General features: G+C 39.2%; 25 protein-coding genes. 7 read left to right on the top strand and 18 right to left on the bottom strand.

All coding sequences use genetic code 11. The annotated features are described in order from the left end of the window. Nucleotides 1–24: 24 nt before the first annotated feature. From recD2 to DXD92_RS04055, 3 genes are all read right to left on the bottom strand, one after another. Nucleotides 25–2,169, bottom strand: coding sequence for an SF1B family DNA helicase RecD2 (gene recD2, locus DXD92_RS04065; protein WP_158581762.1), 2,145 nt, complete (start codon nucleotides 2,167–2,169; stop codon nucleotides 25–27). A 139-nt stretch (nucleotides 2,170–2,308) separates the two neighbouring features. Continuing rightward, nucleotides 2,309–2,926: a hypothetical protein gene (locus DXD92_RS04060; RefSeq protein WP_118640130.1), complete on the bottom strand. Its 618-nt coding sequence runs from the start codon at nucleotides 2,924–2,926 to the stop codon at nucleotides 2,309–2,311. A gap of 443 nt (nucleotides 2,927–3,369) precedes the next feature. Further along, complete coding sequence (locus DXD92_RS04055; RefSeq protein WP_118640129.1) at nucleotides 3,370–5,181, bottom strand: AAA family ATPase; 1,812 nt, start codon at nucleotides 5,179–5,181, stop codon at nucleotides 3,370–3,372. A 195-nt stretch (nucleotides 5,182–5,376) separates the two neighbouring features. On the opposite strand from DXD92_RS04055, the gene DXD92_RS04050 reads away from it, so the two are divergent. Genes DXD92_RS04050 through DXD92_RS18465 form a run of 4 tightly spaced genes read left to right on the top strand, consistent with a single transcriptional unit; the run spans nucleotide 5,377 to nucleotide 8,223 of the window. Continuing rightward, complete coding sequence (locus DXD92_RS04050) at nucleotides 5,377–6,537, top strand: ParM/StbA family protein (RefSeq protein WP_118640128.1); 1,161 nt, start codon at nucleotides 5,377–5,379, stop codon at nucleotides 6,535–6,537. A 15-nt stretch (nucleotides 6,538–6,552) separates the two neighbouring features. Continuing rightward, nucleotides 6,553–7,599 carry a hypothetical protein gene (locus DXD92_RS04045; RefSeq protein ID WP_117802265.1) on the top strand — a complete coding sequence of 349 codons (1,047 nt, stop codon included), beginning with the start codon at nucleotides 6,553–6,555 and terminating at the stop codon, nucleotides 7,597–7,599. Nucleotides 7,600–7,610: 11 nt separating this feature from the next. Further along, entirely contained in the window at nucleotides 7,611–8,045 is a 435-nt protein-coding gene (locus tag DXD92_RS04040) for a hypothetical protein (protein WP_117802266.1), read from the top strand. A gap of 28 nt (nucleotides 8,046–8,073) precedes the next feature. Beyond that, nucleotides 8,074–8,223, top strand: a complete 150-nt coding sequence (locus DXD92_RS18465) for a hypothetical protein (protein WP_158568364.1) — start codon at nucleotides 8,074–8,076, stop codon at nucleotides 8,221–8,223. A 28-nt stretch (nucleotides 8,224–8,251) separates the two neighbouring features. On the opposite strand, the gene DXD92_RS04035 is transcribed toward DXD92_RS18465, so the two are convergent. The 7 genes from DXD92_RS04035 to DXD92_RS04005 all read right to left on the bottom strand — a co-directional run bounded on the left by DXD92_RS04035 (nucleotide 8,252) and on the right by DXD92_RS04005 (nucleotide 13,686). Beyond that, nucleotides 8,252–8,659, bottom strand: a complete 408-nt coding sequence (locus DXD92_RS04035; protein ID WP_117802267.1) for a prepilin peptidase — start codon at nucleotides 8,657–8,659, stop codon at nucleotides 8,252–8,254. Beyond that, nucleotides 8,656–9,510, bottom strand: coding sequence for a 3'-5' exonuclease (locus tag DXD92_RS04030; RefSeq protein ID WP_118640127.1), 855 nt, complete (start codon nucleotides 9,508–9,510; stop codon nucleotides 8,656–8,658). The genes DXD92_RS04035 and DXD92_RS04030 overlap by 4 nt, the downstream gene beginning before the upstream one ends. Continuing rightward, nucleotides 9,491–10,066, bottom strand: a complete 576-nt coding sequence (locus DXD92_RS04025; RefSeq protein ID WP_117802269.1) for a hypothetical protein — start codon at nucleotides 10,064–10,066, stop codon at nucleotides 9,491–9,493. The genes DXD92_RS04030 and DXD92_RS04025 overlap by 20 nt, the downstream gene beginning before the upstream one ends. Continuing rightward, the gene (locus DXD92_RS04020) at nucleotides 10,063–11,301 is read right to left on the bottom strand and encodes a hypothetical protein (protein WP_118640126.1); all 1,239 of its coding nucleotides are present in this window, start codon (nucleotides 11,299–11,301) and stop codon (nucleotides 10,063–10,065) included. The genes DXD92_RS04025 and DXD92_RS04020 overlap by 4 nt, the downstream gene beginning before the upstream one ends. Before the next feature lie 126 nt (nucleotides 11,302–11,427). Further along, nucleotides 11,428–11,610 carry a preprotein translocase subunit SecE gene (gene secE / locus DXD92_RS19620; RefSeq protein WP_117802271.1) on the bottom strand — a complete coding sequence of 61 codons (183 nt, stop codon included), beginning with the start codon at nucleotides 11,608–11,610 and terminating at the stop codon, nucleotides 11,428–11,430. Then, on the bottom strand, nucleotides 11,610–12,905 hold the full coding sequence (locus DXD92_RS04010; RefSeq protein ID WP_158581761.1) for a preprotein translocase subunit SecY: 1,296 nt from the start codon (nucleotides 12,903–12,905) through the stop codon (nucleotides 11,610–11,612). Before DXD92_RS04010 ends, secE begins: the two co-directional genes overlap by 1 nt. A 10-nt stretch (nucleotides 12,906–12,915) precedes the next feature. After that, nucleotides 12,916–13,686: a hypothetical protein gene (locus DXD92_RS04005; RefSeq protein ID WP_118640124.1), complete on the bottom strand. Its 771-nt coding sequence runs from the start codon at nucleotides 13,684–13,686 to the stop codon at nucleotides 12,916–12,918. Between the two features lie 228 nt (nucleotides 13,687–13,914). Between DXD92_RS04005 and DXD92_RS03995 the strand changes: the two genes are divergently transcribed. Continuing rightward, on the top strand, nucleotides 13,915–14,148 hold the full coding sequence (locus DXD92_RS03995) for a hypothetical protein (RefSeq protein WP_118640122.1): 234 nt from the start codon (nucleotides 13,915–13,917) through the stop codon (nucleotides 14,146–14,148). Between the two features lie 10 nt (nucleotides 14,149–14,158). After that, entirely contained in the window at nucleotides 14,159–15,202 is a 1,044-nt protein-coding gene (locus DXD92_RS03990; protein ID WP_158581760.1) for a sigma-70 family RNA polymerase sigma factor, read from the top strand. A gap of 43 nt (nucleotides 15,203–15,245) precedes the next feature. Here DXD92_RS03990 and DXD92_RS18345 read toward each other — a convergent pair whose 3' ends face one another. The 8 genes from DXD92_RS18345 to DXD92_RS03955 form a co-directional block, all read right to left on the bottom strand. Further along, nucleotides 15,246–15,488: a hypothetical protein gene (locus DXD92_RS18345; RefSeq protein WP_147399285.1), complete on the bottom strand. Its 243-nt coding sequence runs from the start codon at nucleotides 15,486–15,488 to the stop codon at nucleotides 15,246–15,248. Between the two features lie 34 nt (nucleotides 15,489–15,522). After that, complete coding sequence (locus tag DXD92_RS03985) at nucleotides 15,523–16,938, bottom strand: CAP domain-containing protein (RefSeq protein ID WP_118640120.1); 1,416 nt, start codon at nucleotides 16,936–16,938, stop codon at nucleotides 15,523–15,525. 71 nt (nucleotides 16,939–17,009) lie between these two features. After that, entirely contained in the window at nucleotides 17,010–18,065 is a 1,056-nt protein-coding gene (locus DXD92_RS03980) for a hypothetical protein (RefSeq protein ID WP_118640119.1), read from the bottom strand. Between the two features lie 18 nt (nucleotides 18,066–18,083). Continuing rightward, on the bottom strand, nucleotides 18,084–19,793 hold the full coding sequence (locus tag DXD92_RS03975; RefSeq protein ID WP_158581759.1) for a single-stranded-DNA-specific exonuclease RecJ: 1,710 nt from the start codon (nucleotides 19,791–19,793) through the stop codon (nucleotides 18,084–18,086). Nucleotides 19,794–19,969: 176 nt separating this feature from the next. Continuing rightward, the gene (locus tag DXD92_RS03970) at nucleotides 19,970–21,835 is read right to left on the bottom strand and encodes an ATP-dependent helicase (protein ID WP_158581758.1); all 1,866 of its coding nucleotides are present in this window, start codon (nucleotides 21,833–21,835) and stop codon (nucleotides 19,970–19,972) included. After that, a complete protein-coding gene (locus tag DXD92_RS03965) occupies nucleotides 21,828–22,790 on the bottom strand; it encodes a 3'-5' exoribonuclease YhaM family protein (RefSeq protein WP_118640116.1) in 963 nt (320 codons plus the stop codon). Before DXD92_RS03965 ends, DXD92_RS03970 begins: the two co-directional genes overlap by 8 nt. A 164-nt stretch (nucleotides 22,791–22,954) precedes the next feature. Further along, nucleotides 22,955–23,833 carry an Rpn family recombination-promoting nuclease/putative transposase gene (locus DXD92_RS03960; RefSeq protein WP_330427566.1) on the bottom strand — a complete coding sequence of 293 codons (879 nt, stop codon included), beginning with the start codon at nucleotides 23,831–23,833 and terminating at the stop codon, nucleotides 22,955–22,957. A gap of 214 nt (nucleotides 23,834–24,047) precedes the next feature. Continuing rightward, nucleotides 24,048–24,569 carry a hypothetical protein gene (locus DXD92_RS03955; protein WP_118640115.1) on the bottom strand — a complete coding sequence of 174 codons (522 nt, stop codon included), beginning with the start codon at nucleotides 24,567–24,569 and terminating at the stop codon, nucleotides 24,048–24,050. 144 nt (nucleotides 24,570–24,713) lie between these two features. Between DXD92_RS03955 and DXD92_RS03950 the strand changes: the two genes are divergently transcribed. Then, nucleotides 24,714–25,808 carry a DUF4317 family protein gene (locus DXD92_RS03950; RefSeq protein WP_118640114.1) on the top strand — a complete coding sequence of 365 codons (1,095 nt, stop codon included), beginning with the start codon at nucleotides 24,714–24,716 and terminating at the stop codon, nucleotides 25,806–25,808. Nucleotides 25,809–25,856: the final 48 nt, after the last annotated feature.

Genomic DNA, 25,856 nt, shown 5'->3' with positions numbered 1-25,856 from the left:
CCCTCAAACCGGAAGCCGCTTTTCTTATTCTGATTTCAAATATTCTGCCAAATTGGTGAGCCTTTTCCCTGCTTTGGCAATACGAATTGATGTTTCCATAGCATAGGATTCATCAATCACATATACCTTTTTCTTTGCCCTTGTCACAGCTGTATAAAACAAATTTCGCACCAACATGTTCGTTGGTTCTGCCGGCATAACAACGATAATGCAAGAAAATTCAGATCCTTGGGATTTATGGATCGTCATAGCATAAGATAACCCCAAATTATCCATAAGATCTCTGGTAATTTCGTAATGTGAATTACGTACATTAACCGTAAGACCACTTTCTGACACCTTTACAATTTTTCCAATATCTCCATTGTACAAGCCAATTTCCCCTTCGTAGGAAGAAATAGAATAATTGTTCTTATAAAACATCACTTTATCGTTCAAACGATACTTTATTGAACCATATGTGATTCCCTTCGTTTGAGGGTTTAGTAACGCTTGTAAAGCAATATTCATATTTTCAACCCCAGAAATACCTTTCCGTGCAGGGCAAAGAATTTGGGTTGAAAAAGGTTCTTCTGGATTGTATAACTTTTTCATTAGGGATTTAACCTGTTCTAAAGACTCTTCCGCAGATTTTGTATGAATGACTTGGAAATCCGGTCGTTCATCCAGCGTAGTGATTCCGGCATTAATCCGGATAGCATTAGAAATGATGGAAGAATCACCTTTCTGCCGAAAAACATCTGTCAACATAGTCCGCGGAATCAAAGATTCTGGAGCCTCCAACAAATCGTGTAACACCGCTCCGGCACCAACGGATTCCAGCTGATTAATATCTCCTACCAGAACCAATGTTGTTCCGGTTTTGATTGCCTCCAACAGCAGATCGAAAACTTCAATATTAATCATGCTCATCTCATCAACCACAATAAGATCTGCATCTATTGGGTCGCTAGAATCTTTACATACAGTTGTATCTCCGTATGGCTTCAAATCAAGCAACCGATGCACCGTAACTGCTTCCATATGTGTCGATTCTGCCATTCTTTGGGCAGCGCGTCCGGTTGGAGCACAAAGACGTATCGTATCTTTCGGATGCATTCTTTTATAAGCCAGCAATATGCCCAAGATCGTCGTTGTCTTGCCTGTACCCGGTCCGCCGGTAAGAATCTTAACTCCCTTTTTTCGTAAAACCATAGGGAAGGCAGATCTCTGCTGTTCTCCATAGTTCATTTTACATGCACGCGCAGCATATAGAATAAGATCCGGTGAAAAGCTTTGGTTTTCACATGATGCAGATGCTAATCTACGAATATTTTTGGCAATTCGTTTTTCCGCAGTCAAATATTTTTGCGGATGAATAATACAGTTTTGTCCGTCTACTTCCTGCAAATAATCTTTCCCAATTGCAGTTAAGACCGCGGACGTTGGAACATGTTCTGCATAACATCCAGAATTTAAGATCCGCTGAATATTATAATGAAATAGTTCACCAGTATAATAAGTATGTCCATTTGCACTCAAAATATTAGCTGCCTCGAAAGCAGCTAATTTGATCCGGCCGAAAAATTCAGCAGGCTTATGAAATTTAACCCCTAATTTATCGCATGTCAAGAAACCAAGCCCAAGCTTTTTTCCATAAGAATACGGATCTTCCATAATCTTTTCTTCTACACTGCTTCCATACAATTTCACAGCTTTTGCACACGCTGCATAAGAAACTCCGCAGTCATGCAGCAATTCAAATACTTTTCGCTCCTCCGTTGTAGATGCAATGCTTTTACACAGATTTGAAATTACATTGCTCGGCAATCGTGTTTCTGCAACTAGCCGATTAACAATGCCTGGCTGATGGACCATTCGAAACATATCCGTTCCATGATTTTTCACAATAACAACCGCATCCGAAAAATTGATACCTGGAAAAGTAATCAAATACTCCAAAATCGTCATTTCTTCTGCATCAGTTTCTTCTACACGCGTTACTATGAAGTCATAGGCAACACCATCCGGCATGGAATCCAAGGAAAAGTATCCATATACCTTAATTGGAGTTCTTTCCTTAAAAAAGGAAATACCTGCTTGTGTTGCATCACAGTTTATGACATTCCATCGGATCTCTTTGTTATCTAAATTGTTTTTAACATATGAATCTCGAATCATTTCTTTCATTGGCATTTCCTGCCTCGTTTCCAAGCGGAAGTAACACCGTCCGGAACGTTCATCTCTCCACAGATAGGTTTGCATACATCCTATCAGAAGAGATTCCGGGGCAGGGACACATTGTCTTTCATTCATTTTTGTCTTCTCCTTAGCGAAGGACTCCATCAATTTGTGAAATATCGCGGCATACTACGGATTGCCGAAACTCTACGCGATCATTAACAGACCGCGTATTGCTGGTTATATATCCTGCCGCAGCTACTGCATCTCCTATTTTCAGATTACGTGCTGCCTCTGCCTGACTCGCAAAGCAGCAAATCTCTACCTGATTTGATTTGTCCTGATTTGGTATTTTGATTGTTAAAATAGTCAGCTCATTGGTCGGACAATACACATGCCGAACAGTACCAATATAAAGGACAACATTGGTGTCTCGTGGATATCCGCCTGTTGCGTCAATAGCTTCATTGGTCACATACGGGGCAAGCATCCGTTTCTGCTGTTCGATTTTGTCTCCGACAAATTCTTTAACATAATATGCATTTCCGAATCCATCTTCAGATTTCCTGTTTTCTCCATGCGCTCGGATTTTTACTTTCATTTTGGGAGTAATCCCCTTCAAAACTGACGTATCATAAAAAACAAATTCTACATTTGCTTCTTTTGATTCGCCCTTACTTTTTACAATCAAAACAGTATTCTTCTTATTTTCCCGAATACTAAGAATTGTCCCTGAGAGGACAATTAAATTTTTAGATTTTTCCATCTTTATAGTCCACCTTTCTGCGAAAGATACCAACGTGTCGTAAAACACGTTGGTTATCCTTCATTTTTTGTTTTTGAAATATTTTATTTATAATAAAGTCGGCTATGAACTTCACTATACGGAAAATGTTTTCTTATCAACCTTGTTATTTTTCTCCCATAAGCTTTTAATTCGCCTATTTCATCACAATTACTCCTTGTTTGTGCTGAATAGATATAAATAACTTTATTTTGTCCCAAGTGACAAGCTTCTTCTTCATTCACTGAAACTACCACTCTTACTTCATATTGAGACATTTCCCATATTTCTATCCAAATCCAATTAGGATTGGAATATGATTTTATTTCCTGTATAACTTCGTTATCAGATAACAATATCATGGTTTAGAATCCTTTCTTGATACTCCCGCAGCTAAAACAACGGGGTTATGTCGCATTGGATAGTTATAGTTCGATAATTTCGACTTCATCATACTGGGCTATTGTGGCGCAAGTATCATCATGATTTACGGCAGCAACAAATACATTTTCGTATTGCTTCTCGTTCTGCAGAAGATCAATCAATGTCTTGAGATTATCATTATCCAGAGAATCGAGATTATCTAATACAAGCAATCTCGTTCCTGTAATCTGGCTGATAAGGGACATTAAGGTAAAGGCAACAAATACAAATTCACCTGTAGATACCTTTTTCATTGGAACCATTTTGCCACCATTTTTCTCACAATACAGCTCTACGCCACCATCGTATATGAATTTGATCTTGGTATTCCGCGATAATTTCTGCATGCATGCTGTGCAGGCTTCTTCAAATGGATGTAAAATTCGCTGTAAAATGATGCCTTTTACGCCTACTTTCGCATCCAGTGTTTTTGCCGCAAGGGAAAGCATATCTACTTTATCCTGCTGCTCCCTGCATAACTTACTGTATTTACGGGTGGTTTCATATTCTTCTAATGTCCGCATACGCTGCTGAATTAACTTCTGCTGCTCTACCAATAGACGCAGCTCCTCTTCGTTTGGAACATTTGTCTGCTTTTCTGGAAGCTGCGGAATAACAAACTCTTTAAGTTGTTTCTTAAGAGCCTGTTTTTTCGTAATTTCCACCTGATTCTTCTGATACTTTTCAATGATTTGATCTCTTTTAGCGATCTGTTCATCACAACGTACCAAAAAATCCTTATTTTGTTTAACCACATCTTTATTCTTTTGTACAAGTCCCTGCCCCTGCCTTACGTATGCTGATAAATCTGCATTACAATGTACTGACGGGCATATTGGACAACTGTGATTGTTCTGCTCAAAAGAACTAATATTATGTAAGATTTGTTCCTGAAATTTTATGTTGGCATTTGCAGCCGCGATATTTTGATTCGCTATTCTGCTGGCATTTAAAAATTTCTGGCGGTCACTAACTGCCTGCTCATATACTTCCCTCGGAATCTCAGCCACATTACTTAATGACTCAAGCTCATGTTGGATACTTTCTTTCTTTTTTAAAGCCTGCTCTCTTTGCTGGATAAGGATCTGATACTTCTGCAATGTTTTCTGGATTTCTTTCCACTCGGCCTGCTTTTGCATGTTCTCAGAAAGAAGCTTCTCCAGTTCTTCTTTTGAATCCTTCGGGATTTCTCCTTCGTATTTGGACTTTTCTGTATACGTCACCAGAATCTTTTTCTCTGCTCTGTTTGCATCTGCCACTTTAGAAGCAACTTCATCGATAGTCTCCAACCCAAAAACGCCCGTTGGAAACATTTTCTTCAGGTACTCCTTGACAGCTTCCGGCAATGTATCCATGCGACTTTCTGCAGCTTCGATAATTTTTTTATAATCAATCTGCACCTGCAGCATAGATAGCAAAAGAGCCGTAAGATCTTTTTTGGAAAGTTCCGCAAAATAGTCGGTGCCAAACATCGTTTCATAGATGGAAAGTGGAACGCCGAGCTTTCCTACCAAAAACTCATTGGCAGATTCCTGACTCGTAGTCTTATCGTTCACCTTAACAACGGAACGATCTTTTCCACGAATTCGTTCGATGCTTGTACCGTCATCGAATACAATCGTCACATGCGCTTTTGATGCTCCAACTCGAATATCATCTGGCTCCATCTTTCCAATGAAAGCCCTCTTGATGGCAGTTAAAATGGTACTTTTCGATGCCCCATTTTTACCTAACAGGCAGGTGATCTTTTGCGGTTCGATTATCTGTGTTTCAATTCCTCCAAAGTCTTTTACAATAATTTCTTTGATTTTCATGTTTATATCCTCCTGACATATTGTTTTTCAGATTATTTTATGTGAAAACTCCTTTCTTTGGATTAATCTGATACATAAAGTATTGCGAACGCAAAAAAAAATAAATTTCCATTTTTTCTTGTACGTGAGAATTCAATTTTATAGTCATTTACAATACTATAAGCGTAAACAAAAAAACATTTTAGGAGGACTATTATGAGTATGAACACAAAGGATTACAAAACAAAAACTATGGTTGTGGAGCGCGACTTTCCTTGCCGCGATAACTATTGGGCTGTCGGATTAGATATCGGCTATTCAGCCGTCAAAGGAATCTCTCCTGCACGTCATTTCTGCTTTCCGGCATATGCAAAAAAGATCCCAGAGAATCGTCCGCTGCTCAAAGAAGCTGCTGACACGGATATTCGTTACCGCGACAACGAAGGCGAATGGGTTGTCGGAAATTTGGCTTATGAGGAAATGGATGCTTCCAAGATGACAGAAAGTGAAGAGGAAGTTTTCGGTCGCAAACGTTACTATTCACCTATGTTTAAAGTCATCGTACGAACCGGACTGGGTATTGCCCTGATGGAAGGAAAAGAAAAATCGTCCGACGGCAAAAAGCTGTACGTCCAGACTGGATTACCGCCGAAATTCATGAGAGATTCGGAAGATCTTAAAGAGGTTTTCAAAGGTATCCACATGTTTGAGCTGAAAATCGGAACTGCACCATGGCAAACATTCACGTTCTCACTTGACGAGCAGAATATTTCCATCATGCCGCAGCCGCTCGGAGCATTACTGTCTGCGTCAACTGATATCAACGGTTATCAGCTTCCTATCGCCAAGAAATTTTGGAGTTCCAATCTTCTCGTTTTTGATCCGGGCTTTGGCACTACGGATATTTACAATGTTCTGCATGGAAATGTTTCGGAACGTGGAACAGAAACATTCAGCGAATATTCGATGCGTGAAGTTTTCTCTCGGACCTGTGATCAGATCGAGAACAAGTATCACGAAGAACGCAACATCTTCGAACTGCAGAATCTGCTGGAAAGCGGTGAGGTTCGCGTTAAAGACAAGAAAAAGATGATTTTTAAGAATTGCAACTTCAGTGAAATTCTGGCCGCTTGCTCAAAAGATGTATGCAATGAAGTAATTGAAAAGATGAAATCTATTTATGATTACTTTTCATCTTATGACTACATCATTGCTACAGGCGGTACATACGACGCTTGGGCGACTGACTTCAACGCTGTGTTTGCCAATATGGAAGGATTTTCTGTGATTCCGGCCAATGTAAATGATCCAACCCTTACCAACGTATTCTCGAACGTACGCGGATATTATTTCTCCCTCGTCAATCGTCTGCGTTAGAAAGTGAGGAGTTAAATGAATATTAAAGTCCGATTTACTGCGCCAGAAGATCTTGATTTGATTGCATTAGTTCATTCTGGAGTTCGGATGGGGCTTGTTATTCGAGATGTATTGCGGGCATATGTACGACAAGAGATTTTCTATGTACCTATGCCCAATACAATAAAATGTATCAATACAGAGAATACTTCCGTCAATTTTATTCTTAATTCTGATAAAGACGGAGATGTTATCGCTTTTCTGAGGAGCATTCGCAATGGTTATAAAACTGTAGTTATCAAAAACATTTTACGTTCCTATTTTACTGCTCCTATTATGGAACCTTTGAAAAACAATGTTTTTCCCCTTCGGGTCAATCTTTGTTGGCCGGATGATTTGGATCTGATCATCCTTGCACAGACGCAGGACATGCAAGAATTGACACTGAAAACGCTGAGTGCATACGTGCATAAAGCCAAATTCTCTATTGATACACCAGCAATAGCCGCATCCATCAATGCAGACACTATGTCCTTTACTTTGGACTTAGCGCAAGAAACAGATGCAACAATTTCAAGTTTTTTATTTTCAATACACCCTTCAGCCAGAGATAATGCCATTAAAAATATTTTACGGTTTTATTTTCAAAAGCCTTACATTGCTCCGTATTTGGCTCAATACACTTATAGCGTTCAGTCATCAGAGCGTAAAGAGCGAAATATTACCGTTGCCGAGAAATATTTTCGACCGGACGCCCTTTCGAACGCGTCCGCAGATGCTCAGGTTCGCCCAGCCCGGCAGATTTCTGCTCCGGAGAAAACTTTAAATCTTTCTTCTGAAAGCAAAAGCGCAGCTACGCCAACTCCAGCTCCGCCCAAACCAGAACCTGTTGTTGAAACAGCAATTTTCTCTGCACCTGCTGAAAAGGCTGAACCGGAAAACATTCCTGCTCTCTCCAAAGAGACTGTCAATCCATTAAATAGTTCCACGCAAGCAACCTCCGAGACTCCTTCTGGAAGTTCTTCCGAAGATGACAGCGATGGATTTGATATTTTCGGAGCAATTTCCGGATTAATTGTATAAGGGGGTCTGTTATGGACAATTACGACAAAACCAAGGAATATACCAAATACGTCAAGCCAATTGTAAGCGAATTAAAGAAAGAATGTGGATTGAATAATATCCCCTTTCTGTTTACCGCGGCTATTAAAAATTCCGAAAGCGAAACGGTGTATAAAAACGAGATGCTTCTTGCACAGACTCATGTATCGTTGACAGATAAAAGAATTGCAAGAATGTTATTGCGAATGAACGGTTTCGACACAAAGCTTCCCGAATCCGTTACTGCAGCGATGAAGACACTGGCGGAATACTTAGAAGTAAATGCTGAACCCGTTTCTGCACTGGATATGCAATTGCATGATCTTCAATTGGAAGATTTGCGGAGAATTGCAAACGGGACGTACAAGGTGATCACCACTGTCCCATCTTTGACTGACATTGTTGACACTGAGGAAGAGAATTACTAAACATCAAAGAAAGCTAAGAGGTTTTATTATGAACAACGAGGAGAAAAAAACATATGAAGAAAATTTAGTCAATTTACAGGAAGATATCCAGAAAGATGCAGAAGAAGTAAAACAGGTCTGCATCTATCAGAAAGAAAAACGCATTGCTGAAAATGCATTGCGTTTAGAGGAGTCTTGATGAGCATTTTCAAAAGCGAAAGCCGAGCTTATAGCCCGGCTTTTTTGCTTATAAAGTATACAATAAAATATCCGACCGTCAGAAACGGCACAAATGGGTAATCATGTTCTTTGTGCTTAACATGCATATACAAAAGATAGGGAATGCATATACATAAGGCTAATATAATCGCATAAAGTCCATATAGTCCAAGATTGTATCCAATGACTCCAGCAATCAGGGCATCTGCGCCGCCTATATTAGACCAGATCATTGCGAAAGCAAAAATTGAAAAGCACAAAATCATTCCAATAAAATCTATTTTCCAATAATTACTTGATAAAAGCTCACAAGTATGTACAAGATAAAGCATCACAGATATGGTGAGCGGAACTTCCATTTTTTTAATATCCCATATTGCAGCCATTATAAGTAATATATGTGTTATGTAGATCATGCATTTTTCTCCAACAGATAGTATTTCTTTTCCGTCATTTTTGAAAGTTCATCATAGGTGATTCCTAAACGGACAAGAATATCTGTCTCCAAAGCATCCAGATCAATTTGGGTTAAATCCAACTGGGAAGAACACCACTCTTTTTTATAGGTAGAAAAATATACTTTTCCTAAATTTGTCTGTACATATACGCCGGCCTGTTCCTTTCGATAGCCCTTCCAAAAATATGTATACTCGATAAATAATTTTGTTTTTCCCTCTCCATGCATATCCTGTTCACAATACATTGTATAGAACAATAACAGTAAACGTGCGGTAGCTTCTACGTCATCAATCGACGAATGAAACGTAATTCCTTCATCAATACCAAAATATTTGGATATTGTTTCAAGTTTGTGATTCTGCACTTCTTTTTTTTCTACAAGATCGCGTGCTACCTCCAACACATCCATTTTCCCACTACACTGTAACGGAGTATGCGTTCTGTCGCATAACGCTGAGATCATGCGAATGTCAAAATCAACATTATATCCAACAAGGATACTGCCTTCCATGAATGCGCAAATCTCTGCCACTACATCTTCTTCCGATGGCTTATCAGCCAAAAATTCGTCTGTGATCCCGTTCACTCTCATAGCTGCTTCCGGCATGGGGAAAGGAGCCTTAATGTAGATATCCATTTCTGCTATTTGTTCCATTTTCTGGTCCCGAATTCTGTATTTCTTACCCGAAAACTGAACAATGCGGTCTTTATTGGAATTGATTCCGGTCGTTTCAGTGTCAATAACCGCAATGATACGGTCATCCTGAAACAGACTAAGCATACGATTCTTAGTTTTTAGCGTCCTCATAAAATGTCTCTCCTATTCGATTGTTATGTATTGTCGTTGTTGCATACGGAGTAGAAACTCCATTGTGTGTAGTCATGAAGCAAAGCACCGAATCTTTCAGATCAATTTTGGCTGCTGCTTTCACAGCCATGTGATTTGAATAAGAACAAATTTCATATCGAAGCCCGTCCAGCCTTGTCCAGAATTCCAACACACAGGAGCAGACATTTTTTTCATAATATTTGTTCATTATCGGTGCATAAATCAAGGATTGCCCGGGACCTGATAAGAATTTTCCACTTCGGGGGAAGCGTTCTGCTATCCCCCGAAATGGATCTCCTGTATCCGCCCGGAATTGAACACACAAAAAATCTCCAGCATTCTTTTTCGCTGCTTGTTTTGCTACGTGCCGCCAACACAAAAATGTGTAGCTTTGTTTCGATTCTTCATTTTGAAAAAGCTGAATTTCTTTCGCTTTGATAATTACAAGCTCATTTTCTTCATTTCCTAATCCTTTTTTAATCTTTTGTATAACGCCAAGGAAAACATTCTTCTTATCTTCTGTTGTAACTATCATTCTTCCGTAAGTGCCTCCAGCTCCTTCATACTAAGCGTACAGATTTCTCCCATCGCCTTTTTGAAATAATTTCTGGTTTCGTACCCCATTTTTCCGGGATACATCGCTGGAAATTGTAACAGCCATTGGAAAGCGGCTAAAACGGTAGGAAAATACGGACAATTTTGCGTTATATACTGTTTTCTTCTGACACCTACTTTTTCCGTATGTATCATTTTCATGATCTTTGAGATGATTTTTTCCTGTTCATCCATGCCTACAGAAATGGTCGATGCCTTTTTAAAGGTGGCTGTGATTTTAGCTTCTAATTCTGGCAACTGCTTTTCAATAGCATTTACCAACTCCTTACCGATTTCTTCTGGAGTTTTTTTGCTCCGATGAGGAGAAGAAAAGCTTTTGCCGATAAGAACCGAATTATCGCCATAGACCAAGATAGGCTGCACTGTTTGAGAAGATGTTCCGACATCAGACAGCGAATATTTTACCCCCAGTTTGACTTGCGTCTTGCCCATATCAACTGTTTTATCCTGAAAGATCAATTCAATCGTCGTATAATAATTGCTTAACTCCCAGCCCAACGTTGTAACATCATGATTTTCCTGAAAATTCTGAAGCTCTCTCAAAATAAAGTGCTGTGGAATATACGCATATTTGGTAGAAGCTGCATGAAATCCTTTCACCCAGGAACTGTCCTTTTCTTCCTTCCGCCCAATGATAATAAACTCTTTTGCCTGAACGCAGCGGGACGCTAAATAACAGTACGCAAAAATGTTCGTTCCTTTCGCCAATGTCCCTGTTTCCAAGCGCTGACATAAGGCCGTAAGAAATTTTTTTGATGGAGTCACGATGATTTTCTTTTGATCATGTACGGTCAAGAAGAAACCGATCTGCTCAATTTCTTTTATCTGGTTCTGCAAGGATAAGAATACTTCTGATGTTGGTTTGTATCTTCCGATATTGCATTTTTCGGCTGAAAAAATAGACTCATCACTCAGCAGAATAGAGTCTTTCATTTCCATAGGGTCCAATACCACAAATCTTGGAGATGCATGCTCTTTGTCTGATTTTGCAATCACACAATGAATCCTCATGCTTTCTGGATTTCGTACCGGAATAATCACTGTTCGGTTGTCCATGTCGTGCAACGCTTCTTGAAATTTCTCATAGTCATTTCCTGTCACAAGATAATTGTCGCTTACCTTACTTTTAACACCTAACTTTTTCCCATTTGACATAATGTTTTTCTCCTTTCGTTTTCATGCTCCTGTCATCTGTTTCTTTTGCGGTTCAGTAATAGTATTCCGAAAACCTCCAAAAATAAGTCCGAAAAGACACCAGAGCTTTTCCCTGGTGTCTCATCGTTAAAACAGGACTCGGAAGATGAATGTAATTCCTTCATGGAATCCAAATAAAAACGCAGAAAGGACAATGCAAAAGAGAAGAACATACAATGTATCAAAAAAAAGCTCTTTTCCTTTTGGAAAATACATCTTCTGCAGGATTGCTGCGAGTTTCTTTCCTTTTTTAAATTCTGGTTTTTTCATCAGAAAATTCCTCCTTTTTCCAACATAGAACTGTATTTTCCATTCTGAGACTTGGCAATGCACTGGGTTCGAAATTCCAGACTCACACCCACAGTTATGACGATAGATGTTCCGAGAAAAGCGATTCCACTTAAATGCCAAATACCGGATAATACTGCCGGAACCATTGCGATAACGCACAATCCAACTGCTCCAATCAAAACTACTTCGTTCGATTTTTTATGCAGGTATGCTGCTGTTTCCTTGCCCGGACGGATAGAATAGACGTTTGCTCCTTTCTTTTTGAGGTCCATAGCAACCTCCGTTGGGTTAAAAATGATTTCTGCATAATAGAAAGAGAAGCCAATAATCATCGCAATGTAGAATATAGCTCCGATGCTATAGTAAAAATTCTCTTTCTGAAACCAATATGATGTATTCAAAAACTTTAAAGCGGTTAAATTTTCCTTTCCAATGAATGCAGCAATCATAGAAGGAAATGTTAAAATAGACGATGCAAAAATAATTGGGACTACGGTTCCAGGGCAGGCTTTAAGTGGTAAGGTACTTTTCATAGATGCCCCTTTGATTTTCTGCGAATGCGTAATCGGAATGCGTCTTTCTGCAGCCTGCAGGCATACGGTATACGCAAATAATGCAATAACAAAGAGGACAATCAGGATACTCGAAATCACTTTATATGCTATCTGCTTTTCAGAAATCATTGTCTGATATACAGATAATGCATCGCTCGGATAAGATGCCAGAATATTGAATAATAAGATCAACGACGATCCGTTAAAATCATATTTCTTACGAATCAGCTCGCCTGCTAAACTTGCAACAACTGATCCAGCCGTCCAGATAAGCATAACAAGTAAAATCCAATACCATTTTGCCGAGACAAGCAATCCTTTTTTACCGAATGAAATAGCAATCATACTGCTCTCCATCAATGCCACGAATCCACCCAGCACAAGAGTAATGATATGAATCCGCTTCCGTTCATCCTCCATGCCCTTTTCCATTTCGTGAATGTGAGGATAGATGACTCCAGCCAGCTGAACCATAATAGATGCTGTAATATATGGAGTTATTGACAATGCCATGATAGACATCCCGGACAGACCATTTCCTGTCATGGCATCAATGAAAGTTAATGCAGAATTATCATGAATGAGTGTTTTAAAGTAATCTGGATTTGTTCCCGGCGTAGGAATTGTTGCCAATAAGCGAATCCCCATTAAAATCAGGAAAGAATACAGGCATTCTTTTCTAACCTGTTTAGATTTAAAAATTGATTTCCATGTTTTCATTTTTTCCTCCTTATGATTGAGCTGGAACATCCGCGGAAGGTACCGAAAAGATAAAGTCAGCCCCCTCTAATTCCGGCAAAATGTTCATCAATTCTTTTTCTTTTGCTGCGATTTCCTTTTGGCTTTCTTCTTGTAACAGAATCTTCATCATCTGATCTATATTTTTCATGAGACATTCAGGTGGAATTTGTTTTCCAAAGGAAACTTGATTCAAAATTCGATTACACACTTGATGCCTTGCTTCTGTTCTGCAACGTTCTTTTTTGGTTGGATAGACAATCTGATCTTTTGCAATTTGCGGGATTCCATTTCCAAAGTTAATCGTCATCGGCGTGGCTGTTTTTTCCATCAGCGATTTCCACAATTTTGTCTTAGAATTATTCGGATCTTCATATTCCGATTCACTAACGGAATACTCTTCCAACCGATGAAAAGCCTTCAAAAATTCATTTTGCATACAAGAAATCGCAAAGTAGGTGTAATCTGCCTCCGTAAACACCTGTCCATAAACCTGCAGATTATATGGAGTCTTTAACCCCTGCAATTGTGCCACACGAATCTCCTCTTCAGTGCGGCTGCAGGCACACTCGTAAATGGAAACCGTTGGATCGCGCGTATACACATTCAAAGCAATTTTGTCCACCAAAAAAGCAATTTCATTGCCTAACAGTTTCGCGTATGTACGCGCTCTAATTTTGTTGACAGACATGCTTATCTTTTTGATTTCCTGTGTTATGCCTGTCAAATCCGTACCTTGTAAGCGATACCCTCTTAATACCATACCTATTCCTCCTTTATAAATTTTCAGGTGCATAGATAGTATTGAAAATAAAATAAAAATTTTGTATTCACGTACGAGAAAAAACGGGATTTTCCATTTTTTTTCCATTTTTTTTCGTACGTGAATACCGAAAATTTGAAAATGATAGCTGGATATAATATAATGAACTCACGGAGACGGAAAATAATAGCAAAATGCTTTTTTACATAATGTCGGAAGGAGGTCACAATGACAAAGTATGATTTATATAAAAGCATTACTCTTTTCCTCTTGTATCAGGTTCCTGAAAATACAAGTGCATCTAATGTAGAAATTTACAAAGTTTGGCGCAACATGAGCGGAAATTTTCTCGTCGATGATACTTTTGTTGCATCACTTTTAGAATATGTGCATGCCAAGAAACATGAAGATCGGAATGTCATGAAGGCATTAGCACAAATTGATGGATTTATTTCTAATTAAGGAGGATACTATGGTAGATGTTGAAAAAGAAATGATGAAAGAAATTATGGCAGATTATCATTCAGGTGACCCGCGGAAAGTGGCGTCAGCAAAAGAGCAGATTTTAAACAAAGCACAGCGCCTGATCACATTTATGATCAAAAAATACTTCCCTACATATATACCCAGATACTACGATGAATTATATCAGGAATGCATGGTCGCTCTGTACGATGCCATCCCAAAATTTAATCCTGAACGTGCAACATTATCAACTTATCTGACAAAACCACTCCACCGGGCAATGTCCGCATACATCCACAGCCTTACTAATCGCTCCAATTCATACTATGGCAAACAGATGGATGATGTAAGACATGCTATTCACGTTCTGGAAACAGAGGGAAAACGCACTACTGAATCAAATATTGCGTTATATACGAATTATTCGCTCCGTCAGGTTCATGATTTTTTATTCAGGCTGACTTATATTGACGAAGTATCCTATGACGGTACCGATGACGAAGATTCTCAGTCCAAACAGGATCATCTGGAAGCAAAAATGACATCTTATGTCAAAAACCCAGAGACAGAATATATCGAGGGTCAGGCTACGCTGCTCTTAAACACGGCCCTTACAAAGCTTAATCCTACAGATCTTAAAATTTTAATGACAAAATTTGACAGTTCTGAAACCGGAGAGGCTTCCTATGCTTCAACAGCCAAAAAGCTGGGGCTTCCAGTCTCCAAAGTCAAACGGTCTATTACCAGATCTCTCCGAATTTTGCGTAATGATGATGGATTAAAAGATTGGTTCGAATACCAGAACAATGACTACAACAGCGTTGACGGTGATTTGGTTGGACTCGGATTATCAGATGAGCAGTTAAATGATTATGAAGAAATGGATAACGATATTATGGTGTCCATCGGAATTTCTCCTGAAGAGCCGACATCCAAAGCACGAACTCCTAAGAAACGCATTTCCTTTAGCGTAACTATCGACGGTGATTTTTCGGATAGTATTATCCTTAAAGTGCAGGGAAATGGTCAGATCAAGAAAGAATATGTATAAAAGAAAGCTTCCGGAACTTTTTTATGTTTCCGGAAGCTTTTTCTCATCTCTTTTTCTTTTTTACTTTTGCTTTTTCAATCATCATAGCATGTGCAAATTCTGTCGCATCTTCATGGATCACTACAACAGGAACTGTATAATCCACGCAAAAAATTGCCAGTAAATCATCTGCGCGAATCTTTGTTTTTCCCTGCATTATGTATGTATGAGATGTGCATTGTTCTGCAGCTCTTGAAAATCGAATAATATCATCTACACTTTTAAATTGCATTACAGTTTCTGTCATATCCCAGCCCTTTCTCTGGAATAAACGATTCCGTTTACTCCAAGTACACTTCGGCAATATAGTCCTGATTATTCTTTTCTACAATGGCGATACCGACCTGCGTGTAGCCGGTAGACATTCTCAAACCTCTGCTTCCTTCATTTGACTGAAATTTAGCATCGATTTCATCGGCTGATTTCACACTGACTTTCCAAATATTTTCAGAGACATCATCGCCGTTTCCACCATATTTTTGAGCCAGCTCCGACAATGTTCCATATAATGGCGAATCATCAGAGCTATAATCATATATAGCCATATCAGCGGCCTTCAAAACAGCCAATTTATAGGTAAGACTATTTGTGTTCATTTGTAATTGCCCTAATCCGGCACTTGCACGATCTGCATTCAATTTTGCCAGCAGTTCAGCCGCTTTTGTTGTATCATAGCTTACTTTTCCCGATACTCTTGCCACTTCAGCATCTATTGTGTCTGCTGCTGATGCCGCGGAAGGATCTTCTGAAACATTAAGTTTTTCTCGGCTTACCTCATATGGGCCGTCTTTTTGGGTACTTATAAGGGTTCCATTTGTATCATATACGCTTGTAACGGTTGTCTTATAGGTGATGCAATATCCATCTTCTGTTTTCGTGCTTACATTGGTTTCTGTTTTCGTATAAGTACCATCACCGTTATCAATCTGACTGGATTCTGCTCCACTGCCGCCTACGATAACACCGTTATTTCCTGAATTTTGGGTTCCGTCACCGGAATCTGCCGATAGGTCACCCTGATTTGCGTTATCTTTTTTTGCTTCGGACCATTCCTGTAAGTCTGAGGTGGAACTTTGTGGAGGATCTGTTACCTTCCATACATAGTTCTCCCCATCCTTTACTCTCTCCCGATACCCAGTAAGGACTCCATTATCATTATATAGTCCATACACATTTCCTGATTTATGCACATAATGCGTTGTATCAATTGTCGTGGCATCGGCTCCATCATCCAACGGAACCCCGTTTTCGTTTACAGGCACGTATGCGTATGATCCATCTTCATTACGGACATATTGCTGGTAAGAAGAAGTTCCATCTTTGTCTGTTACTTTGTATATATGATCCAGTCCATCCACCTTTTCATAATGTTCTGCATTAGGATCTTCAATATCCGTCCATAACCAAGAACCGTCTTCCTGCTGTGTTCGATGGCGGTATCCAACAATATTTCCCGAATCGTCCAATACCATGTAGACTTCATCCTCACCAGCTACTGGAAGATAATTAACTGGGATTTCCGGATCTAGTGTCCATTCTTCTTCAGCTGTTGGAGCAGTATACCGCGTTTCATACCATGCCACCTGCTGCTCGCCTTGCACATTATTGGGACGATTAATGGGCATTCGGAGTTTAATCCCCCACGCTGAGAAAAATACAATAAGCAGTGCTATAAAAGTAAAGAATAATTTTTTCATAAAAAGGCCTCCTACAGATTAGTATTGTAAAATAGGGCGCATGATTAAATTCATACGCCCTGCAATTCGTTTTACTCAATGATTTCAAGACATTTTGCTCCGCCTCTGTACGGAGTTACCCTCATTTTTATTTGTGTTTTTCCTGAATTGCATGCCTGAGATACAATTTCGGCTGTATTTTGGTCAAAAAAGCATACCCACTGCTTCGTATCCATCAGGATCTTTGCAACATAACCTTCTGTAGTGGCTACTGGAAAGGTCAATACGGTTACTGTTTTTTTATATACACGCACATTATTCTGCTGCAAATTCGCACTATTTGAATTAGGAGCTTGTCCATATCCTTGTGGCTGCATGGATGGCAGTGTATTTTGAGCAGGCATTTCTCGCTGCCCTACTGATCCATAAGACTGCTGTGAAGGATTTCCTTGTCCGTTTTGATTATAATAATCAGGACTATAATAATCGGTTGGATTCGTGTAACTATCATTGTAATTATAGCCATTCTTCCTCTGACTATATTCATTTTCCATCTGTGCCAGTCCAAGAGGAATCAGATGCTGACCCGCAAGCATTTGAAAAACACGGATATAATCAGTCACTTTCCGTAAAAGATTCTTCAGATCTCTTTCGCTTAACCGGATAAACACAGCAACTCCTTCCTGAAAAGTCCCTTTTCTTTCGTAGAATGATCCTGCAATCTGTCCAGGAGCCGCCTGAGCAAATCCATTTTTTATGCACAGATAATATGGGTTTCGACTCAGTTCTCCATTTTGAGCTTTTTCTGTGTACTGCAGCGCAAAATGGAAGGACTTGCACATTCCGTTGAACTGACCACCTGTTTCTGGGTGTTTGCCATAGATTTTCTGGGCGAAAAAGGATTTTTTTGCTTGCATACAATCTTTAATTTCATAAATATCAGAAATTTCAAGGTTAAAATATGCGAATTTAGACTTATCGCCCTTTCCGCCGCTAAAATCCTGCAGGGCAATCCGAATATTCCCTTCGATCAGTTCTGCAAAACGTTCCAGTGGGGCTTCCCTGATATTGCACCAAAAACTCAATGTTTTTGTGCTTGTCCGCAATACTGCTGCCTGTGTTGTCGTTTCTTTATAATTTTTTGCCATTTTATTGTTACTCCTCATCTACATAAAATTCAGCATCGCGGAGAGTTCTTTTTTGAAACTTGTCTCCGTCTCAGCATTTTTACTTGCGCAAAAATCCAACATACGTAATCTCCGATGCTCTTTTCCATGAGAATATATTGTATACACTTCAAATGTCATATCAATCTTCTTGGGAGCATCCATCAGCAAATATTCTGCTGCCATCTGATAACCAGAACTTGGATACGGCATGGTAAAGAGTTTTATACTCTTACCGTCACTTCCATTCTGCTCATAAAATTTTCCACGCACCGGGTTTAATTCAAAATTCCGGATAAAAAATACAGGTTCCGGATTTCCTTCGCCAAATGGTGCAAAGAACTCCATTTTTTCATACAGTTCCGGAATTTCTTCTTTTGTAACTTCCAAATCGTACAAAATACGCTTTTCTCGATACAGCACTGGAATATCAAGTTTTCTCACCTTGTTTCGGAACAACATAAGATTTTTTTCTGGTATTGTCATTCCTGCAGCGCCGGCATGTCCGCCGTAGGCAAAAAAATACTCCTTACACGGATCTAAAACCTGGTTCTTCAGATGGATATTTCCATATGTTCTTCCAGATCCTTTCAATTTCTCGCCATCCTGTGCATGCGCAAACACAATTACTGGACGCATATATTTTTCCGCCAGTTTTCCGGCAACAATACCCATAACACCTTCCGACACTTGTGTATCATAGATGATATATACCGCATCGTCAGCCAAGCATTGCTGAGATATTAATGCATCAGACCTTTCCAATGCTTCTTCTGTAATACGCCTACGATCTACATTTCTTTCAATAACAGTATCCGCAAGCGCATGCAACTTCAAAAGCTGTTCGTCGTAATCCAGTGCAAAAACATCCAATTCTTGCGACAGCAAATGGAAAATATCCATCGCCCCATCATCCAGCAATCGACCGGATGCGTTGCATACCGGACCTATTTTATAGCCATAGTCTTCGGCTGTAATCTTCTCCAGTCGCATTTTTCGGACTAGCGCAAGAACTCCAGACGTAGCAATTCCGCGATTGATTAGCTTCAGGCTCTGCCGAACCAGATAACGGTTTGCTCCGATCAGCGGAACGACATCTGCCACTGTAGCAATTCCAGCTAATACCAGCAACTTATCCAATAAATCCTTATTTGTTATAAGCATTTCCGCAAAGCGGTATGCGAGGCCTGCTCCGCAATAATGTTTAAAAGTAGACATTCCTTCACAGTGTGGGTCCACGATAATATCCGCGCACGGAAGTTCCTCTCCGCTTAAATGGTGATCCAGAATAATAACATCGATACCTTTATCTTTTGCTTTCTTTATGGCATCAATTGCTGCGATTCCATTATCGACCGTGATAATTAACCCACTTTCTGATTCGTCGATGATTTTTTTAGATAAACCATAACCTTCTGAATACCTTCTTGGCAGCCTTACAGACACCTCTGCGTATTCAGCAAGGGAATTTGCCTTGAGATATGAAATGATTGCATCATACAGAATTGCTGATGCGTTCATTCCGTCTGCGTCATAATCACCCACGATTTTGATCTGCAGTATTTCTTTTTCTTCTGCAGCATCATTTACTTTTTTCTTGAAGAACTCAACCGCCCGATCCATATTATGAATATAAGGATTTGGCTGTGGTGTTAGAAATGCTTTCAGTGACATTCCTGTGTTTCGTTCAATAACTTCTTCCATTGTCATGCAAGAATCTCTTTTGGTATACTCTTTCATACTTATTTTCCTTTCTGGACATAATGTTTTTCAGATCTATTTATAGCTACTCCTTTCTTTTCATATTGACCTGATATTTATAGAATTGTTAATTGATCGCAAAACAAAAAGACCGGGATTATTCCCGATCCTTTTGCTTTTTGATTTCAGTATTTAAGATGTACGTCAAGATCTACCTTGTCACCTGTGTCTGACTCTGAGGATTTCAACTCTTTAATAAACGGAGAAATTTCCCCTGAATTTCCCTGATAAGACAATAACTGCAATTCTTTTTTTGCTCTTGTGCAGCCCACGTAGAACAAGCGGCGTTCCTCTTCCAGATCCTCTACAGTCCCCTGTTTTGCAAATGGAATCGTGTTCTTTACACAATTGAGGATATATACACGATCCCATTCCAGACCTTTTGAACGGTGAAGTGTTGACAAAGCGATTCCATCATGCTTTCGCAGTTGTTCCTGTAAAATGATTTTATGTTTTCGAACGTACGCATCCCATTCTTTCCAATCATTATGTTTTTCTGCATCCGCTTTATAACTGTTCCAGTAAAAATATAATTCTCCCGGAGACATATTTCGGTATTCTGCATAATCATGGAGAAATATTTTGTACCTGCCAAAACTTTCTAAAATCTTTAAGGTATCTACCGGATTTTTATCTTCAAGCTTTTTAAACAGATAAAACATATCTTCCACGCTATCCATTGCCTTTGATCTTTTCCATTTTCCGTCTGGAAGGGTGGCTGCCACATGCATCAGTTGTTTCAGTGACCCATCCGTTTTGAAGAAACGCGAATCAAATAGAAATCTTTGAGGATGATTTAGAATTCTATTCAAATCCATTTTGTTTCCTATACCGTTTCCCAATTTGTGATAACTCAAAATATCACGATAAATCCAATGGTCATACTTATCCTGTATAGGCTCTGTACACCAAAATGGGATTTTTTCTGTGATCAAAAGGTCACTTACCTGCACTGCTTCTTTATTGGTTCGGTATAATATGCTGGTATTACGATACTCGTCCATTGACATTTTCTTTTCGAGAATCATTTTTACCAGGCCCCGTTGTTCAGCATCTATATCATTATAGGTCTGATGATGCACAATCCCCTCTTCCTCATGACTCGCCAGAAATTCCTTATCGAATCTTTCCTTATTGTGATGGATCAAATTTGATGCACACTCAATAATCTTACGATCCGAACGATAATTCATGGACAGATGCAAGGATACTGCATTAGGATAATGTTCGGCAAATTTAAGCATGATTTCTGGCTTTGCACCACGAAATCCATAAATTGACTGATCATCATCGCCAACAACAGCAATATTTCCATTTTCTCCTGCCAAAAGATACAGAATGTCTCGCTGAAGATAATTTGTGTCCTGAAACTCATCAATCTGAATGTATTGATACCTTTCCTGTAGCCACTCCAAACACGTTTTATCGTTTTTCATCAATTCATATGCTTTCAGCAACATGTCATCATAGTCAATCTTACCTAAAGCATCTTTCCAGTTTTCGTACGCCTTAAACAGTTCATCGAACAGTTCTTTTTCACCGCAATTTGGTTCAAACTGGGCTAATGGACACATACTGTTTTTGCAAACAGCTATGTCTAAGAGCAGCGCTTTAATATATTCCACTTTATCCACGATTTCTTTGTGGCGGACCAGCTGCTGAAAGAAAAATTCGTAGATATCACCTGTTGCCAAAACACATTCTGCATCAAAATGTGCGAATTTCTTTAACGTAGCCAGGCAAAAAGAATGGATCGTGCAAAAAGTGACCATTCCATCCTCTGCATACTTCTTCCAGAATCTTTGCTTCATTTCTCCAGCAGCAGCGGTTGTGAATGTTACCATTAAAATGTTCTCTGCAGGGACTCCCTGCTGAATCATTTCATGGATTCTTCCCAGCAGAGTTGTCGTTTTTCCACTGCCGGGGCAAGCCACTAAAATCAGCTGCCCCTTAATTGTCTCAATTGCTTTTTGCTGTTCTTCGTTAAACATTTGCTTTTTCCTCCGCATTTGCAGCTGGTTTATACACTTTTACGCCAAGGCCAAAAATACGATCTGACATTTCGCCTGGATTAAGTGTCTTTTCGACCTGCTCATACTGATACATAGACGCATCAATTACGTCAATTTCGTGTAACAGCATTGCTTCCTTGACTGCCGGCATGGTAATTGCGCCATACTCTAACTGTCCGTGATGTGCAACAATACAGTGCTTTAACAGACGGATTTTTTCTGCCGGATATGTAGGGTTTTCAAAGCTCTTGCGGTCGATCATTTCGATAGCAAGCAATGTATGACCAAACAGGTTTCCATCAACCGTATATTCAGCCACTCCCGTTGCATCTGTATCTAACTCCTGCAGTTTGCCGATATCATGCAGGATAACTGCTGAATACAGCAACTCTTTATCAAAACGGTAAACTCTTGATAAAATGACTGCCGTCTTGAGCATTCTGAGCATATGATACAGCAGGCCTCCATAGCAGTTATGATGGATCGTTTTTGCAGCTGCCCAGTACAGCAGCTTATCCGCATTTTCATCCAAAATTCCCATAACCAGCGGATATAACTCAGTTTCAGAGATTTCTTTTGAAAGGATACTCTTGATTTCGTCCATCATGTCCTGCGATGGAATAGGTGCTGTCAGAAGATAATCTTCCAGTTTTGCATCATCTGGAGCAGCCTGATACTCTTTGACTTCATATGTTTCTACTCCATTATACAGCTTTTTGTACAACTGAACGGAAATCACACTCTTTTCCTGCACTTTGTAGATGTCTTTTTTCTCAGTATTCCACAGATTTGCTGTGATAGCGATGTCTCCATCCAACAGATGAAACGTGCAAAATGGCTTTTTAGATTTTGTTTCCCTCTCTTCGATGGCTCCCAGGAATGCGACGGTCCATGTAGCTGTGTCAAGGGCAATTTCTTTGAACTTTGGATACATAATTTTTCCTCTCTTTCTTTTAAGACAAATTGTTTTTCAGACCATATGATATTTAAGCTCCTCTCATGCTTATTGATCTGATTATATATAGTATGTAGAAATTACCCATAAATAAAAAATACCCGGATACCTTCTCTCTTGAGAAGTATCCGGGTATCTATTGCTTAAATCACCAAAAAGCCCTTTTTCTTCTTGATTTCGTCTAACTCTTCTGGAGTCACTCCTGTGCTTTTCATGATTTGTACATCTGAAACTTTGTTTTCTATTAAAGATTCAATCATTCTATTAAATCTATTTCTTTCTTCTATCTTTTCCATTTCACGACCTTTTGCAATTCCTTCTTCTATAAGTTCTTCCATTACACTACTCATGTCCACGACCCCTTTCTTCGTTTCTTTAAAATATCGTACACGTTCAGCCAAGATACTGTACTTCATGTTCTCCGCATTGACGCAGAAAAAGTCATGCATTAGCTTTCCCAACGCTGTTTCATCTTGGATTTGAGCATTGACATAAATAATATGTGCCTCATCATTAAAGTTTTCGCCTGTTTCCTTCACGATTCTGTCAATATGATAAATAGGATGCCCTGCCTGCATGACATCATTTTCTGTGATAAAAATGACGTACGTTTCCTTGAGGTTTTCATATTGATTACCAGCCTCCGTTATGTTCGCATCTAAGAGGCTGCTGTTATAGCGCGCTCTTTTGGCCTGCGCTCCATGATCATTTTTCTGGACCTCAATATTGTATATCTTTCCAGAATCATCTACCGCCAGAATATCCAACCGGACAGCTCTTCCTTGAAGATTGCTAATCCCATGCTGTGAATCAACATTTTTCACATACAAATCCGTTCTGTTCAAGATGATTTGAAGCAGTAGTTCGACACAACTTTTGTCTTCAAACACTTTATTCATAAACACATCATCTATCAAACGAAATTGGCGAATACGTTGCAAATCAGCTTCTTGCTTTTTCGCAAGATCAAAGGGAGTAACTGGTTCTTCCATAGATTCCTTTTCTTTTGAATAGTCTAACATAATTTTTTCTCCTTTACAATCATCACTCCATTTTTAATTGATCTATTTCCATCAAAAAGCAAATGAATCATGTAAAGAAGCAGATTTTTTTAATCCTAAGTACATAGATTTCCTCCTTTTGGACAAATTGTTTTTCAGATCTGATTTTGTTCTCCTTTCTTGATATTTGATCTGATATGAATAGAATGGAAAATCTTATTAAAAACAAATGTTCTTAGGACTCAGCGCCATTTTCTTCCTGTGAAATATATTTTTGGGCCTGCTGCTCCATAAATTGCTGAATTTCTTCCTCACTCATATGATACGATTCTGCAAATTCCTCTATTGTCTGTTGTTGCTCGGCAGCGAGATCTTCTAAGATCATATTAAGTTCCTGCTTTTTCGCTTCAAAGTCTTTGGAAGTATATTGCGTAAAGCCTTCCGCCTGGCTTACCTGCTCCCATAAATTGATTTCATCTTTGGTCATATTGGCCTGATCCTGTGTAATCCATATTCCTTCCAAAGTTCTTTCCCTTAATTCTTCAAAGGAATCCATATCCAAATATTGTTGGATAAAATCATCGGATAATTCGGGAGTAACATGATATTCTTCAGCTTTTGCTTCAACATTCTTTTCCATTTGCTGTTCTACAGACTTCTGATCCGGAACAACAATAGCCGGAGGGCTTGCTGGTTCCATAGAACATGCTGTCAAACATGTACTCAGCACCACAAAAACGATTATTTTCTTTGACATATGATCACACCTTTCATATCATTTTTCTTTTCCATATAAGAATGTCAAAAAGCGGCAAAGATAAGAAAAATCTCCTACGTGAAATTTATTATTTTAAATATTTTCAATACTATAGATATACATATATAAAGGAGGCCACTATAAATGAATAGAAAAGAAATCGCAGAAATTCGAAAGCTGCTCTGCATGCAAAGAAACCCAATTCACACTATCTACGGATGTTATGTTAATTCTGAGAAAGATCTCTTATCTGAATTCAAGCATCCGGCCTTATCCCTTCCAGAGGATGAACTTTTCAAATATCTGGACATCTTCAGAAAAGCTCTTTCCGGAAAGAAGGAAAAAAATTTAACACAGGTGGATTTTCCTCTGTCGGAAGAATCTGCCGGTGGAACACAACACTTTTTATATCAATTCTGCAATGGAACGGGTGATATTCAGGAAGATGCGTTGGAAGAATTGTATGGAATCATCGTAGAAAATTATACTACAGTAGAAAACTATGCTATCCTTGTCGCTCTGGGGGCTTATGATGTACCGGGAAAGGCTACGGACGGAACGATAATGGATGATGCCTCCGAAACCACTTATTGCTTCATAATCTGCTGTATTTGCCCTGTTAAAAAGACAAGCAATGATCTCGGATATAATGAGAAGGAAGCCATTTTTGAAAATCTCGTCCGACTAGAAAAGGTCGCTCCGCCTGAAAATGCGTTTTTGTTTCCTTCTTTCGATGATCGCGCTTCAAACTGCCATTCTCTTCTCTATTATTCAAGAAGGGATATGCACGCGGAGTTCGTTGCAAACGGACTTAACTGTCAGCTCCCGTTATGGGAACCCGATCAAAAACAGTATTTTCAGGCAGCTGTTGATACTGCCTTTTCGTCACAGTACACTGTAGAAACATCCATTGAACTTTATCAGAACATCTGTGAAAAAGCGGAAGAATTGGAAGATCCAACAATCTCTAAAAACGGTTTACATCATATTCTGGAACAATGCGGCGCTACGGAAGACGATTTAAACGCATTTGACAGGGAGTTCCCAGATAATGTTGTCTTACATTCAAACAGCATCATTGATACCCGCAAATGCACCATATCCGCCTATGGCATGACGCTCAAAATCGACCGAGATCAGTTGGATCTGCTCGAAACAAGAAATATTGATGGACAAACATATCTTTGTATCCCCATCACGAACAACTTTCGTGTGAACGATGTTGAAATTAAGGGATAAGAAAAAGGACGGCAGCCATAGGTACTGTCGTCCTTTTCAATGTTTTCA

It is taken from the genome of Blautia sp. TM10-2 (genome assembly GCF_003480845.1).
Taxonomy (GTDB): Bacteria; Bacillota; Clostridia; order Lachnospirales; family Lachnospiraceae; genus Fusicatenibacter; species Fusicatenibacter saccharivorans.
Note: the sequence above shows the minus strand (reverse complement) of the source record. Positions and strands in the feature narration are given on the sequence as shown.